Raw genomic sequence first — 14,002 nt, 5'->3', positions numbered from 1 at the left:
TTCGCGCAATGCATCGCGCATAGATCGTGCCCTCGGTCCGGTAGCTGGCAGGGCGGTGGTGGTCATCGGGTATTCTGGAATGGAATTTCGTGGGAGCAGTTCGGCGACGTGTTGAGCGCTGATTGAAGAGTAGGGGTGGAGTTCCCGCGCTGGAACTCTTTGGTGCCTTGATGCGCGGGGTGCACGTTGAAGAAATATCGTTGGTCACCGCGTAGAAACACGAAGTGATTTTAAGCTGAACGTTAATCCCTCGCGTTATCCGTCGCACAATGGCGGGGTGCGCAGGTGACAAGTACTTTCGATGTTCAAGGCTTTGGCGCATTGTCCGAATGGAACGGACAGTTCTCGAGCGCCTCGGCCAAGCAGGCATTCCAAAAGATAGCGTCGCTCGGATCGAATTCGATCGAGCTGACCGCCCGGATCTGGACACAGACCGGAACATCCAACTCCGTCTTCGCCGATCCGGCCAAGACCGAAAGCGACGCCAGCCTGCTGGCGGGTTTTCAGGCCGCGCACGATGCCGGCTTGTCGGTGCTGTTCAAGGCCGCGCTCTCGACCTTGAACGGAACCCGGGTGTCCAGCCTGGCGCCGGCCGATGTCGCTGACTTCTTCGCTTCCTACAAGGCTGAGATCGTGCATCTCGCCACCATCGCGCAGGCCGCAGGTGTCGAGACGTTCGCAATCGGCAACGAGATGAGCAGCCTCTCCGGCGCGCCATATCGCGGCTACTGGATCGATATCATCGGTGCCGTCCGCGACGTCTATCACGGCGAACTGACCTATGCGGCGGCGACCGACGAAGCTTCCCATGTCAGCTTCTGGGATCAGCTCGACACGATCGGCGTCAACACCTATCCGCCGTTGACGGCCAGCAATGCCCCGACGGTGCAGGATCTGATCGACGCATGGACCGAAGTTCCGGTCAACCCGTATTACGCGGCGGCGTTCGACTACAAATCGCCGGTCGATTTTCTGCATTCGCTCGCTACGAAATACGACAAGCCGCTGCTGATGACCGAGGTCGGCTATCGCAGCGTCGATGGCACCGCCATCTCGCCGGGATCGTGGACGAGCAATGGTACAGCCGACGTGCAGGAGCAGGCGGATGCCTACAACGCCTTCCTCCAGGTCTGGACCGCCCACGGCGGCGGCTGGTTCAAGGGCGTCGAGCTCTGGCAATGGGATCTCAACAACCAGTATTCGAGCACGGGCTATTCCGTCATGGGAAAGCCGGCCGAAGCCGTCGTCTCGCAGTATTTCCATGGCGGCGGGGCCGTGCCCGACCTTGCAATAACGGGATCGGCCGTCGCCGACCTCATCGATCTCGGCCGCGGCGATGACACGATCGATGCCGGGCTGGGCGATGACGTTATTCATGGCGGCGCCGGTGCGGACATCATTGTCGGCGGGCCCGCGACCACTGGCAAATTGTCGGTAACGACCGTTACCCTCGTTGGTTACGGCTCGGTGGTCGGTGGTGTCGGCGCGCAGGCTCAGATCAAGGTCAACGGCCAACCGGTCTCCGGGCTGATGGAATTCAAGCCGGCGGCCGATCCGTCTGAGTACCAGACCTTCACGATCAGCTTCGTCAATCCGAGCCTGATCTCCAGCATCGACATCAACCTGGCGAACGCTACGCCGGGGCGGGCGCTGCATATCAAGGATTTCCTGATCAACGGCGTCGCGCTGGCGCCGGCCGACGCCGCCAATGCGAGCTCGCCCGGCACGTTCGATCTCTACGTCCACAATATCCATGTCGACACGGCCAGCCACCAGGACTGGTTTTCCGGCGCCGCGACGGACAACGACGTGATCGATGGCGGCGCGGGCAATGACGTCATCACCGGCGGGATAGGCGACGATATCATCGACGGCGGGGCCGAGATCGATACGGCCAGATTCACCGGCAACATCCGCGATTATGATATCGCGATTGCCGACGGCCAATTGATCGTGAATGACCGGATCGCGGGTCGCGACGGCAGTGATCATCTCTCCCACCTTGAATTCCTGCGGTTCGCCGATGGCGTCATCGACGCCCGCGAGCTGTTCGCCACTCTGGCGAATAGCTCTGGCAGCACGCTGCAAGTGCTGGCGACCGACGGCGCCGGCAAGATCATCGGCCAGCTCCTTCGCCATGCCGACGGCTCCGACCTCTATTCGTTCGCGATCGCCGCCAGCGCTGCGCCTCAGCAGCCGGTCGACAGCAACGCCTTCGAACGCGCCGGCCCTGATGCGGCAGGTCATCTTCCTGACTTTCTGCAGCACTTTGCCGGCGGCTTCAGCGATCAGTTCATCCTCGATGCGGCGCCTCGGCAGATGGACTTCGGAGGGATCGCACAAAGGGTCGCTACCGCGGGCAACGATACGTTTGTTTTCAGCGAGGCAGTCAGGTTCGACGCGGCAGGTGTCTTCAAGGCAGCAGACTTCATCGGGCACGATGTGAGCCGATCCGAATCCACCGTTACAGCCGACGTCGGGCATCTTTCCGGTCATGACGCTGGCATGGATCCCGGACATGATGCATCGGACGAACTCACCGGCATCGCGTCCCTGACGGCGCATCATCTGCTCTTCACCTGACCGCATCGACGCGCCGGGTCAGGCGTGGTCAGGGCCGACGGTTACGACGATGACGCCGTCGATCTTGATCAGGAACACCATGGTCGGCTGGCCGGATGCCGGCGCCCGTTCGGCTGCATGCCGGAATGCAGCGATCTCCTCTTGCGCTGCTGCCCTCGGGCTGAGTGTCGAGTTTGACCGGCATACCGGGACGCCGTCCGATGTGAGCGCAGTCAGATCGGCCTGCAGGTCGGCGTCGCGACAGATTTCCTGCGCCTCGGCAAGGCCGGTTGCTTCGAACGCCAGCGTCGGCCTTCGATCGATGTCGAGAACAAAAACCTGAAGCGGGCCGGATCCGTCCGGTCGCTGCGATGGTTCACGGGCTGACACCAGACAACTCCTCGACCAATCAGCTGGCAAGCCGGGGCCGACAGACCAAGGTTTCCTCAGGAATGGGAATTGTCAATCTCCGACCGCGACGTCATCAACGTCGGGTTACGACGGCGGAGGCCCGAGTCGCGAGCGGGCCGGCTGCGTGAACCGGGTCCATTGGAACGCGGTTGGAGAAATCCAAGAATTTGCTCGAAACAGCAGGCGGGTTTGTGCGTTGCATTCCTGCCAGCCTCATGGTGGCGTCTGGCTGAAGCTGGCCGCGACATCCGAATTGCAATCCAAATTGTTCCCGGCCCCGCCTTTGTTGCGCTGCCATTGCGTTCGAACTAGCATCGATCGCAAGTCAGGAGTGGGCGGCAGGGCAGAAGAAATGAATACGAGGTCCTTCTTTGCAGCTTTCTGCCGTCGATCATTCGGTAGCGAATACGGAACCCGCGCACTGGAAGCAACGTCTACGCTGCCCTCATTGTTCGGCGGCGTTGCGGAACGTTTGGTCACAGCCGTCCTGTTCGAACCGCGCCTGCGATTATAGCAGGGCCGGGTTTCCGGTGGTCGGCGCACAGCCGGTGCTGATCGATTTTGAAGCCAGCATTTTTGAGCGCAGGATGTATGAGGCCGAGAGCGGCTCGGCGCTGCGGCGGGACGTCAGCCGCCGTTCCATCGGATCACGCCTGCATCGTCTTACCTTCGGCGGTAATCCGGTTGCGGTTTCCAACAGTGCAAAATTCATCGAGCTGTTAAAGCGGGAGTCGAGGCGGCCGGTCGTGCTCGTGATCGGAGGCGGGACGATCGGTTTGGGCGCAGACGAACTCTACCGCGACGATTCCATCGAAATCGTCGGCACCGACGTCTATGCCTCGCCGCATACCGCGCTGGTGGCCGACGCCCACAGTCTGCCGTTCGAAGACGGCGTGTTCGACGGCGTCTGGGTGCAGGCGGTGCTGGAACACGTGCTGGAACCTGCAACGGTCGTTGCCGAGTTGCACCGGGTGCTGCGCCTGGAAGGCCTGGTCTATGCGGAGACGCCGTTCATGCAGCAGGTGCATGAGCAGGCCTATGACTTCTCGCGTTTCACGCAGAGCGGTCACCGCTGGCTGTTCAGGCGATTCTCGGAAGTCAGCGCCGGACCGGTCGGCGGCGCCGGCGTGGCGCTTGAATGGTCGATCCGCTATTTCGCGCGCGCGCTCGGCGCGGGCAACAAGCTGTCGCGGCTGATCGTGCTGCCGTTCTTCTGGATCAGGTATCTCGATGCATTCGGCCGTGGCCGGGCCGCAGCAGATGCCGCCAGCGGATTCTTCTTTCTCGGGCGCAGGGCCGAACAGGCGATGGATCCGCATGCCATGCCGGATTATTACAACCGGCAAAAATGAGCTTTGACGGTTGGCGCGCTACTCTACGAAATGCCCTTGATCTTCTTGCATGGCGTCGACGAGGTCGACGATATCCGTGCGACGTCGGTTACGGAGCGGATAACAAGTTTTTCCTTGCGGGTGATGAAGCGCAGCACGCCGTGAGGATGGGCGTCGCAAAACTGCGCCAGCGTGGAGGCTGTTGCCGAAACGCTGTCCTGCTTGGGGATCACGGCGATGCCGCCGTCCTTCAGGATGTACGCATCCTTCACGTTGGGCATGGCCGACGTTGCGATGCAGATCTTGAACAGGTCGTTATAGGCCTGTGGCGTCAGGGCCTGGTCGCCGCCGGGCGTTGCCAATAGATACTCGCGGCTCTTGCGGCAGTTCTCGTTGTCCGCCCGCGCCGCACCGGTCGCGATCGCCAGCAGCATCGCGGTCGCAACCCATAGCCTCATGCCGATTTTCCCATGGCGTGGTTCGCAGATGCCCGCTTGCCGGCATAGGCCAGGCCATAGGTTGTCGCCGCGCAGCGTTCCCACGAAAGGGCGCGGGCATGGGCGGATGCGCCTGCCGCGAAAATGGCGCGCAGTCCCCGATCCGTGGCCAGCTCTTCGATCGCCTGCGATATGTTCTCGACCGATGGCGGCACGAGAATTCCTGTCTCGTCGGCGAGCACGGCGTCAGCCACCCCGCCGACGTCGGTCGCGACGCTCGGCAGGCCGGCGGCTCCGGCTTCGAGATAGACCAATCCAAATCCCTCGACCCGGCCGGTCGTATCGGGCATCCCCGTCAGGCAAAAGAAATCCGAGGCCGCGTAGAGATCGCGAATTTCCTCGTTCGATTGGGGCCCAAGGAAACGAATGTCGCATTCTGCCTCGCCGGCAGCCCGACGCAGATCGCCGACATAATCGGCTTCGCCGTCGGGTCCGATCACGAGCCAGGTGATGCGACTGCGCAGTTCGTCGGGAAGCTGCGACAGTGCAGCGAGGGTCAGATGATGCCCCTTGCGGCGCGTGATGCGCGCGACCGTGATCATCACGAGGCGGTCTTCCGGCAGGCGATGGGCCAGGCGAATCTCCCGGCGCGTTCGTCGTCCGCCGAACCAGAATTCCGATACGCCGAGATTGATCGCGCTGATCCGCCGCGGGTCGACGGCAAACCGTTCGCGGAACAGCGTCTCGGTAAAGCGGCTGTTGGCGACGACCTCCGTCCGTGGCCCGAACACGCCGGCGCTGCGTATCGCCATGCGCTTTAGCGGCGTCTGCGTTTCGTTGATCTCGGTGCCATGCACCGTCATCAACACCCGCGCCGGCGTTCGCCATCGCGAAAGCGCGAGCGGGATGAAGAACGGCCAATCGGCGGCATGGACCACGTCATATCGGTCGCCGCGCACACCGCGCCGCGCCAGCATGATCTTGCGCGGCAGGTCGCGCATGGAATGAAGTCCGCCGCGAAACCGAATGACCTCGAAGGGCAGGGAGCGGTCGTCGGTTTGTTGCGCGTAGTCCGGCGCCACCACGGTGACCATGGCGCCGAGCCGGCTGGCGGCCGCGGCAATTTCGCGGGCGTAGGTCCCAATTCCCCCCATCGCGGGAGCGAACTCGCTGGTCAACAGAAGGATGTTCAAGCCGGCGCCCTCAATAGGTCGGCGCCGCGGCGGCAAGTCCGCGCGCATCCTGAATTTCATGATGATAGCGGAAGACCCGCGCGAGCTGAGTGCTTGGCGTGAATGCCATGATGGTGTCGGCGACCTGCACCGGGTTCATCGCACCCATCTCGATGGCATCCCGGACATCGACAAACCGTTGCACCAGCGCATCGATCATCTCGTCGCGGCTGCCGCTCCGCGGCACGAGATAGCCGCTGAAGCCGGGCCGGATCACGGATTCGAGCTGCGGCAGGTGCATGGCGACGACGGGTCGGCCGACCGCGAGCGTTTCGAGCACGCAGCGCGGCATGCCCTCGAACTCGGACGTCAGGATTCCGGCATGGGCGCTTGCCAGCGTCTCCGCCATGCCGGCGGCATCCTTGAAGCCGTGGCGGACGGTGATGTCTTCGATCGCGGCGAACTCCTCGAAGCGGTGGGGGTCACTGGTGCCGATATAGTGAAATCTGACATCGCCGTTCAATCGCTGCCGCAGGCGGTCGATGGTGCGAAACATCAACGGCGGATCCTTGAATTCGTCGAGCCTGCCTGCGAACACGATCTGGAACGGCGAAGAGTTCAGCGGCCAGACCTGCGGCTTGAAGATATCGGTGTTGACCCACGTCCAGAGCGTATCGATCTTGTCCTTGCGGCGCGGATAGGTCTGCTGCAGCCGCTCCGTGATGAACGGATTGACGCAAAGAAACTTCTCGCTCATGGCGACGGCGAACCGCTCGCCGGTGTTGTGGACGAAGGAATATTTCCGCAGCAGCGAATCCATCTGCAGCTTCGGCGCGCCTTCGCCGTGAAGCATCTGCACGAAGGGAAGCCGCAGGATCGCCGGCAGCCAGGAAAATTCTACCCGCCGCAGGTCGATCGAGCATCGTCTCGCACGGATCAGTTTCGCAATCGGCCGGAAATGACGGAGCAGCGCCATGAAGAATTGCCCGGTCAGCGAGGTTCGGATGCTGCGGGCCGCTTCGCGGGCCTGCTGATCCGAGTAGTGCAGGATCGGCAGGAAGTCGAAGCCGCGGCCGCGGAACGTCAGCCGGTGAAGCTGCCCGAGCTCCAGCTCGCCTGTCGAGTCGACGCCGATGAAGAGGATGTCGGTGTCGACGGGATGAAACGTGATGAAGTCGCGGATATATGTTTCGAGGCCGCCGACCTTTTGGCCGCGCGGATCGAACGGATGAATCAGACAGATCTGGTAACGTGGCTTGATCCGAGTAGCATTTCGCGCACGTAGCGCCAGGGTCAATGTTGAAGTCATGCCGCTTTCCTCATGCGTGCCTGGACGATTTGCGGAATGGTTCGCGCCACGAGACGCGGAACCACCGTCATGCATTTGACATAGCGGGGACCGAGCCGGCGCGGCTCACGCAGCATGCGCCACGCCCATTCGAGCCCGGTTTTGCGCGCGATGGACGGCGCGCGGTTCTGCGTGCCCGCGATGAAATCGAGCGCGGCTCCGATGCACAGCACGCCGGTTCCATTCAACTCGTCGAGGCATCGCGCCGCGAACAGTTCCTGACGCGGCGCGCCCAGCGCGACGAAGCAGAGCTTCGCGCCTGAGGCACGAATGCTTTCGATCGCGGCATCGGCTTCGCTGGAATAGGGATCGAACCCCGGTCCCGGCGCAAAGCATCCCGCGATCTGCAATCCCTGGAATCGTTCCGCCAAGCGGCGCGCCGTTGTTTTCAGTGTGACATCGTTCGCACCCAACAGAAAGACCGGAAGTCCTTTCTTGCGGGCTTCCGCGCAAACCGGCTCGACGAGATCGGCGCCGGTCGTGCGCTCGATTCGCGTGCCCATGAGACGGCTCAGTACGACGATGGGGAATCCATCGGCTGTGACAAATCGGGCACGTCGATAGGCGGCGCGAAAGTTCGCGTGTTGCTGCAACTGGACAACGTGATCGAGGTTCAGTGTGCAGACGCTGAAATTGTCGCCACGTTGCGCGGCCGACACGATGGATGAAACAGCTTCCGGAAGCGAGGGAACATTGATGGTGATGCCGTCGACACTGAGGCTGGGCTGCAACGATATTGGCGGTTCCGCCATGTCGACCTCCTGACGATGATTTGATTGAGAGACGCGTTCACGCTGGACTATCGACATGCCCGTCGCGTCGCGACGGGAACTATGTGTCGAAGAATTTCTCGACTGACATCGTCACGAAATCGAACTAATGCGACGCAACGATGGCGATGCCGCGTTGCGAACGATTAGACATGGCGGCGAAGCATTCACATGATGGAGATCAGCTATGCAGCAGTGGTCGAGGCGAAATGCGCTCGCTCTCATCGCAGGAGCAAGCGTTGCTTCTTACGGAAAGGAGGCACTCGCCGCGCAGCCAGCGCAGAGTCTCGGCGCCATCGCGGCTCGTAACGGCATTGTGTTCGGCGCGGCTGCAGGCCCGGTGATCGACAAGGATATTGCCTATCGCGAGCTGTATCAGACGCAGACGCGCATCGTGACGACGGACATCGCGATGAAGATGGGAACCATCGCGCCGCAACCGGGACCGAAGCGATTCGAGAGCGCCGATCGTCTGCTGCAATTCTGTGCAGGCAACAACATTCCGATGCGCGGCCATTGCCTGATCTGGAACGAATGGGTTCCACAGTGGATCAAGAGCATGAGCAGCACCGAGCGCGAGAAGTTCTTCGATTCCTACATCGAGGACGTGGCTGCCCGTTATGTCGGCAAGCTGCATTCATGGGACGTCGTCAACGAACCGTTCTGGCCGGGGCACAAGGCTCCCGGCGGCTACCGGCTCGGTCCATGGTACGACACGTTCGGAACCGGCTATGTGCGGCGCGCCTTCGAGCGCGTGGCGATGGTCGACCGCAAGACAAAACTGGTTCTCAACGAAGCGCAGAGCGAGCGCGATGATGATGTCGGTCTCACGGTTCGCAAAGGCCTGCTGCAACTGGTTGACGAACTGAAGCACGCCGGCGTGCCGCTGCATGCCGTCGGATTGCAAAGTCACCTGCAGCCGCGCTATCCGCACGACCCCGGACGTTTCGCCGAATTCCTGCACGCGCTCGCCGACCGTGGCGTCGAGATCTACCTGACCGAATTCGACGTGCGCGATGATACGTTTCCGGACGACATCGCAGCGCGCGACGCCATGATTGCGGAGACCGCCGAGAAGTATCTGAACAACGCGTTGCGCGTTCCAGCGGTCAAGATGGTGATCGCGTGGGAACTCGCCGATAACTACTCGTTCTATACCGATGCGGCGAAGAAGAAAGATCCTCTCGCGCAGCGGCTGCCGCGGCCGCTGCCGTTCGATTCGTCGATGCAGAAGAAGCCGCTGTGGTATGCGATGGCGCGCGCGTTCGAAAATGTCCGGAAGTCGTAGCCGCCGACCGTGTCGGATCCGCTCATACGCCCGAATGCTGGGGGCGTGGACGGAGCATCCGCAACAGTGACGGCGCGTAGAGCACGGCAAGCGCGCCGAAATAGACGGCGGCGCCTGCCGTGACATGCGCCGCCAACACGGCAAGGGTGCGAGCTTCCGGGAAGATCCGCAGCAGGGCGGCCATCGCAATCGTAGCCAATGCGATGCGCACGAGATGGCTGATCGGAAGGCGCAAGCCAAACCTGGTAAAGCCGATCGAAAAGCTGACGATGGCGGCGGCCAGCGCCGCCAGCACCGTGGCGCCGGCGACGCCCGTCAATCCCCAGCGCGGCAGGAACAGAGCGCTCAGCACCACGGTTGTCGACGCGTCGATCGCAGCAATCGCCATCATCCAGCGCGTGCGGTTTTGCAGCAGAAAGACCTGGTCGCCGAAATGAGCGCGCAGGTTGCGGATCGCGCCGGCAAGCGTCGAGAGCGGCAGGATTGCGAGCGTCACCGCTTGAAACGGCGCCGCGATCAGGAGGTGCACGATCTCCGTTCGCAGCATGATGATGCCGGCAAGGCTCGGCGCCAGGATGGCGACAAGAAGCGCGCTGTTGGTGGCAAGCTGACGCATGCCGGCCTGGCTGCCGCCCTGCTCGATGCTTTTTACCGCCAGCGGGAACGCCGCTGCCGTCACCAGCATGGCCGCGACCGCCGCGGCCCGCTGGCCCAGGCCATAGCCGACCGCGAACAACCCGGCTGCGGCCACGCCTGAGAATTGGCTGATGATGAAGCGCGACGCATTGAGGCCGACCCAGCCGAGCGCGCCGCCGACGATCAGGGGAAGGCCATAGCGCAGGGCGTGGACCACGATCTCCCGGTCGATCGGCCACAGGCGATGGCTCCAGCCGATCCAGGGCAGGACGATGAGCGCGGCGATCAGTTGCGCAAGTGCGTAGCCGGCCAGCGGCCATTCCGGCGATTGGCCGATCAGCTTGATCAACACCAGGCCCACTAAGAACCCGACGGATGGCCCGAATACCTGCTGGATCGTGTAGACCCGGATCTGCTGTCGCGCGCGGGCGCGTTCGCCGATGTAGAGATTGAGCGATCGGGTGATCACATAGGCGACGGTGGCGAGCAGAAGGCCCGTTCCTGCGCCGGGCGCGATCACCAGAAGCAGAATTCCGACCACGGCCGCGCTTTGCAGCATGACGGACGCGAGTAACACGGCGTTCTCGGTGCGATAGAAACGGGGCGCGTCGCCTGCGTCTTGGTAACGTCCGAGGAAACGCAGCGCATATTGCGACCACCAGGCCAGGAAGCCGATCTGCAGCAGTTCATGCGTGGCCGTGATCAGCGTGATGACGCCGAGCGTGTGTTCGTCAACGACATGCGTCCACACGATCATTGCCAGGAGCTGGAACAGCGGTCCGACGAATTGCGCGGGCAGATAGAGCAGGGTGTGCTTGAGGAGCATCTCTTAAGCCCCCAACCAGCGGCAGATTCGGGGTGAGGCCAGTTGCCTGACAGCGAGCAGCGCGGCGATCGAAACGAGTGCGGTCACGCCACAGGTAACGGCAAAGCCGGCGACGCCGTCGAGCTGGCGCAGCGCTGTGTGATCGCGCAGCGCCATGACGACGAAGATATGCCAGAGATAGATGAAGTAGCTGCCTGAGCCGATCCACCCGAGCAGCGGAGATTTCGGCTGAATGGCAAACAGCGCAACGCAGAACAGGGCCGCATAGAGGAAGAAGGCGATCGAATCGTAAGTGGCGGCGTCGCCAAGGTTGAGAATGCGCACGGCGGCATAAAGTACGTAGGCCGCCAGCATGGCGCCAAACAACGTACGGCGCACGCCCTGAGCAGTCAGGTCTGCAAACATCGCGGTCAGCGCGCCGAGCGCGACGAACGAGAACCAGAACGGAATGTCGCGCATGCGGAGCTCGTCGAGCAATGCGTCCGAGGCGCCGAGCCGTGACATGGTCGGGTCGAGATAGCTGCCGGCCACCAATCCGCAGCTGATCGAGAGTATCAGCAGCGTCGCGATGCGTTGCCTTGAAGCGTGTCCGTCCCCGCCGGCCGCAAAGACGAGCCACAGGCCGATTGTACAGCAGACATAGACGAAGACGTAATAGTAGACGAATACGTATCCCAGTCCGAACCGGGCAAGCGTCGTGCTGATGCGATGGTCCATCGCCGGGTTGTGCAGCGCCATGTAGGTATACGCGGCGACGAACGCGATCGCGTAGGGGATCAGGGCCGCCCTTAGCCGCTTCGCGAGCGGCACGCGGCCGGAGAGCGCGGTGAGATAACCGGACGCGAACAGGAACACCGGCACGCAGGGCCGCAGCGCCGCATCGAGGGATTTTGCCCAGGCCCCGTCGAGCGGCTGCGGCAGCGAATGAATTCCGATCACCATCAGAATGGCGATGCCGCGCATGGTGTCGACGACGCCGTCGCGGGCTTTGGCCGGCGCATGCGGGACGCTCAGGGATGCAGGGTTTGCCGGCAGGCGCTCGACGACCGTCATCGTGCGCTCTCCTGCCGCGACACCGCGGGCCTGATGGCGCGGCGGTCGTATGCCTCGGTCAGATATCGCCGCAGCGGCGCTTCGAACGTGCGCAGCGACACGACACTCGCGATGGCGAGAACGACGATCGCCACCGGCGCCAGAACGAGTCGTTCATGCGGCGACAGGGAAAGCAGCCGCGATCCGAAGGTGATGACGACGGTCGCTACCGGGATGTGCAGCATGTAGCAGGAATAGGTCAGCGGCGACCAGCGATCGAAGCCGAGCCGCGACAGCTGCGTCTCGCGTCCGGCGCAGTCCGCCTGAACGGCGAGCAGCGCGATAGCATAGATGGCGAGCAGCGCGGTCATCGTCGGCAGCCACGAGCCAAGCACGATAAACGCCGCCAGCGATGCAGCGAGCGCGCCAGGAATCATGGGCCAACGTCCGATCCGGTCGCGAAACAGATAGCAGGCCACACCGAGGTTGAAGGCGGGCAGAGCCCGGAAGGCGCCGCCCTGGTTGATCCAGTCGGCCCACGGCGTCGTCCCAGCGGCCGCCACCCAAAGGGAGTTGGCGAGGGCCGTGAGGACCACGAGCGCAATGATCGCCTCGTTGCGGCGTTGGGTGATCAGTGCAACGACCGGGAACAGCAGATAGCAGAACATCTCCGCCGAGAGCGACCAGCTCGGGAAGTTGAACGTCAGACGCTCGCCGATGAAGGCGTGAAGCAGCAAGAATTGTGCAGGCAGGTCGGAAAGCGGGTAGCGGGCGGGGTTGTCTGTCCGCGCGGCGCCCAAATGAAGCGCGCCGGCAAGCGCCACATAGAAGGCGAGCGTGGCTAGATGCAGCGGATAGATGCGGGCGAGACGGCGCCAGAGGAAGCGGCCGATCGATGCGGCATCGTCGACGCGCCCGAAATACTGGCGCGCGATGACGAAGCCGGAGACCACAAAGAACAGATCGACGAACAGATTGAAATGCCAGGTGTGGGCGACCATGAACTGGCCGATGGGCACGTCCTTGAAGTAGTCGGAATAGTGAAGGATCACCACGGCGCCGGCCGCAATGATCCGTAACCCGTCCTGGTGCCTTGTGGCGCTGCTGTCATGCAAGGCGGCGGTACTCCGGAGCAGCGTTTCCCTGGTGGTGAGCAAGGCGGGCTATCAGGCTGATGACGTTCTCTCGGTCGCCGCGGGCCAGATCGTTCCAGCGGGCGAGATTCCGTACCGCCTGTGCCATGTACCGGGCGCGCCAATCCTCGTTCGATAAAGCAGACGCGATTCGCGCGGCGGCGGAAGCGGGATCGGCGGTATCGATATAGATGCCGGACTCGCCGAGCACTTCGCGGAAGATGGCGGCATCGGGGGCGATGATCGGCAGACCGGCATATTGCGCTTCCAGCAGCGGCAATCCCAGGCCTTCGTCATGCGACGTGCAGATGAAGAGATCGGCGGCGTCAAGCAGTTGATTGACCCGCTCGGCAGACTGATATCCGTGCAGCGTCACGCCCGGCTGCTGCTCAAGCGCCTGCCCGTCGTTGCCCCATCCCGGCCTTCCGACGATATCCAGCGTGGCGTCCGAAAATCCCTGCATCCGCAAGGCTTCGAGGATTCTCGCCGCCGCTGGAAAATTCTTGCGCGGCTCTACCGTACCTAGCGCGATCAGCCGAAGCGGTCGAGCTTGCGCGCTGCGTTCGCCGCGTTGCCCCGGGTCGAGCCCAAATACGTTGCGCACTGCGGGGCGATAGAGCGTCACCTCGGCGTCGGACCGGCAATGCGCGGCGAGCTTGCGCCTTGTATCGCCGGAATTTGCCAGAAAGCGCGGGTAGTGGCGCAAGGCGAGCTTGAATGGGCCGGCCATGTAAAGCCGCGCCCGCATATTCAGCTCAGCGCGCCGCGTGATCAGGAAGTCATCGTGGATATAGGGCAGCACCCGCGAGGCAAACGGCCGCAGCAGCGGGCTGGGCGGAAAGCCGGGGCAGAGCAAGATGGAGGACGAAGCAGCTAGCCGCATCGGCAACCCCAGCGTCTGCGTTGTCAGCATCTGGCGAAGCCCCTGCGCCGTCACCGGCACGACATCGAGCGGCGCAAGCGCTTTAGCTGAGAACAGCTCCAGCGTGATGCGTTCGAGGCCGGTGACGTGGCGTCCGAGATGGGTGTTGTCGATATAGATAGCCATGCGAAGAG

Annotated in this window: 12 protein-coding genes; 3 read left to right on the top strand and 9 right to left on the bottom strand. The window is 62.9% G+C overall.

The window, feature by feature from the left end; all coding sequences use genetic code 11:
* Window positions 1-285: 285 nt before the first annotated feature.
* On the top strand, window positions 286-2,583 hold the full coding sequence (locus ACH79_RS04530) for a calcium-binding protein (protein WP_161849952.1): 2,298 nt from the start codon (window positions 286-288) through the stop codon (window positions 2,581-2,583).
* Window positions 2,584-2,601: 18 nt separating this feature from the next.
* Here ACH79_RS04530 and ACH79_RS04525 read toward each other — a convergent pair whose 3' ends face one another.
* On the bottom strand, window positions 2,602-2,952 hold the full coding sequence (locus ACH79_RS04525) for a hypothetical protein (protein ID WP_161849951.1): 351 nt from the start codon (window positions 2,950-2,952) through the stop codon (window positions 2,602-2,604).
* A gap of 551 nt (window positions 2,953-3,503) precedes the next feature.
* Between ACH79_RS04525 and ACH79_RS04520 the strand changes: the two genes are divergently transcribed.
* Window positions 3,504-4,325: a class I SAM-dependent methyltransferase gene (locus ACH79_RS04520; RefSeq protein WP_246738420.1), complete on the top strand. Its 822-nt coding sequence runs from the start codon at window positions 3,504-3,506 to the stop codon at window positions 4,323-4,325.
* A gap of 23 nt (window positions 4,326-4,348) precedes the next feature.
* Here ACH79_RS04520 and ACH79_RS04515 read toward each other — a convergent pair whose 3' ends face one another.
* From ACH79_RS04515 to ACH79_RS04500, 4 genes are read right to left on the bottom strand one after another with little or no spacing between them, the layout of a single operon-like run.
* A complete protein-coding gene (locus tag ACH79_RS04515) occupies window positions 4,349-4,762 on the bottom strand; it encodes a hypothetical protein (protein ID WP_246738419.1) in 414 nt (137 codons plus the stop codon).
* The gene (locus tag ACH79_RS04510; protein WP_161849950.1) at window positions 4,759-5,934 is read right to left on the bottom strand and encodes a glycosyltransferase family 4 protein; all 1,176 of its coding nucleotides are present in this window, start codon (window positions 5,932-5,934) and stop codon (window positions 4,759-4,761) included. The genes ACH79_RS04515 and ACH79_RS04510 overlap by 4 nt, the downstream gene beginning before the upstream one ends.
* A gap of 10 nt (window positions 5,935-5,944) precedes the next feature.
* On the bottom strand, window positions 5,945-7,222 hold the full coding sequence (locus tag ACH79_RS04505) for a glycosyltransferase (RefSeq protein ID WP_161849949.1): 1,278 nt from the start codon (window positions 7,220-7,222) through the stop codon (window positions 5,945-5,947).
* Window positions 7,219-8,013: a WecB/TagA/CpsF family glycosyltransferase gene (locus ACH79_RS04500; protein ID WP_161849948.1), complete on the bottom strand. Its 795-nt coding sequence runs from the start codon at window positions 8,011-8,013 to the stop codon at window positions 7,219-7,221. Before ACH79_RS04500 ends, ACH79_RS04505 begins: the two co-directional genes overlap by 4 nt.
* Window positions 8,014-8,218: 205 nt before the next feature.
* Between ACH79_RS04500 and ACH79_RS04495 the strand changes: the two genes are divergently transcribed.
* Complete coding sequence (locus tag ACH79_RS04495) at window positions 8,219-9,319, top strand: endo-1,4-beta-xylanase (RefSeq protein WP_161849947.1); 1,101 nt, start codon at window positions 8,219-8,221, stop codon at window positions 9,317-9,319.
* 22 nt (window positions 9,320-9,341) lie between these two features.
* Here ACH79_RS04495 and ACH79_RS04490 read toward each other — a convergent pair whose 3' ends face one another.
* Genes ACH79_RS04490 through ACH79_RS04475 form a run of 4 tightly spaced genes read right to left on the bottom strand, consistent with a single transcriptional unit; the run spans window position 9,342 to window position 13,994 of the window.
* The gene (locus ACH79_RS04490) at window positions 9,342-10,781 is read right to left on the bottom strand and encodes a lipopolysaccharide biosynthesis protein (RefSeq protein WP_161849946.1); all 1,440 of its coding nucleotides are present in this window, start codon (window positions 10,779-10,781) and stop codon (window positions 9,342-9,344) included.
* Between the two features lie 3 nt (window positions 10,782-10,784).
* Complete coding sequence (locus tag ACH79_RS04485; protein WP_246738418.1) at window positions 10,785-11,834, bottom strand: acyltransferase; 1,050 nt, start codon at window positions 11,832-11,834, stop codon at window positions 10,785-10,787.
* Entirely contained in the window at window positions 11,831-12,928 is a 1,098-nt protein-coding gene (locus ACH79_RS04480; protein ID WP_161849945.1) for an acyltransferase, read from the bottom strand. The genes ACH79_RS04485 and ACH79_RS04480 overlap by 4 nt, the downstream gene beginning before the upstream one ends.
* On the bottom strand, window positions 12,921-13,994 hold the full coding sequence (locus tag ACH79_RS04475; protein ID WP_161849944.1) for a glycosyltransferase: 1,074 nt from the start codon (window positions 13,992-13,994) through the stop codon (window positions 12,921-12,923). The genes ACH79_RS04480 and ACH79_RS04475 overlap by 8 nt, the downstream gene beginning before the upstream one ends.
* Window positions 13,995-14,002: the final 8 nt, after the last annotated feature.

Origin of the sequence: Bradyrhizobium sp. CCBAU 051011, from assembly GCF_009930815.1 — a bacterium.
Taxonomy (GTDB): domain Bacteria; phylum Pseudomonadota; class Alphaproteobacteria; order Rhizobiales; family Xanthobacteraceae; genus Bradyrhizobium.
This window is presented reverse-complemented; position numbering and strand designations above follow the sequence as displayed.

Coding starts and splice junctions, on each gene's coding strand:
- ACH79_RS04515 (WP_246738419.1), bottom strand. CDS start 4,762: ATGAGGCTATGGGTTGCGACCGCGATGCTGCTGGCGATCGCGACCGGT.
- ACH79_RS04505 (WP_161849949.1), bottom strand. CDS start 7,222: ATGACTTCAACATTGACCCTGGCGCTACGTGCGCGAAATGCTACTCGG.
- ACH79_RS04500 (WP_161849948.1), bottom strand. CDS start 8,013: ATGGCGGAACCGCCAATATCGTTGCAGCCCAGCCTCAGTGTCGACGGC.
- ACH79_RS04495 (WP_161849947.1), top strand. CDS start 8,219: ATGCAGCAGTGGTCGAGGCGAAATGCGCTCGCTCTCATCGCAGGAGCA.
- ACH79_RS04490 (WP_161849946.1), bottom strand. CDS start 10,781: ATGCTCCTCAAGCACACCCTGCTCTATCTGCCCGCGCAATTCGTCGGA.
- ACH79_RS04485 (WP_246738418.1), bottom strand. CDS start 11,834: ATGACGGTCGTCGAGCGCCTGCCGGCAAACCCTGCATCCCTGAGCGTC.
- ACH79_RS04475 (WP_161849944.1), bottom strand. CDS start 13,994: ATGGCTATCTATATCGACAACACCCATCTCGGACGCCACGTCACCGGC.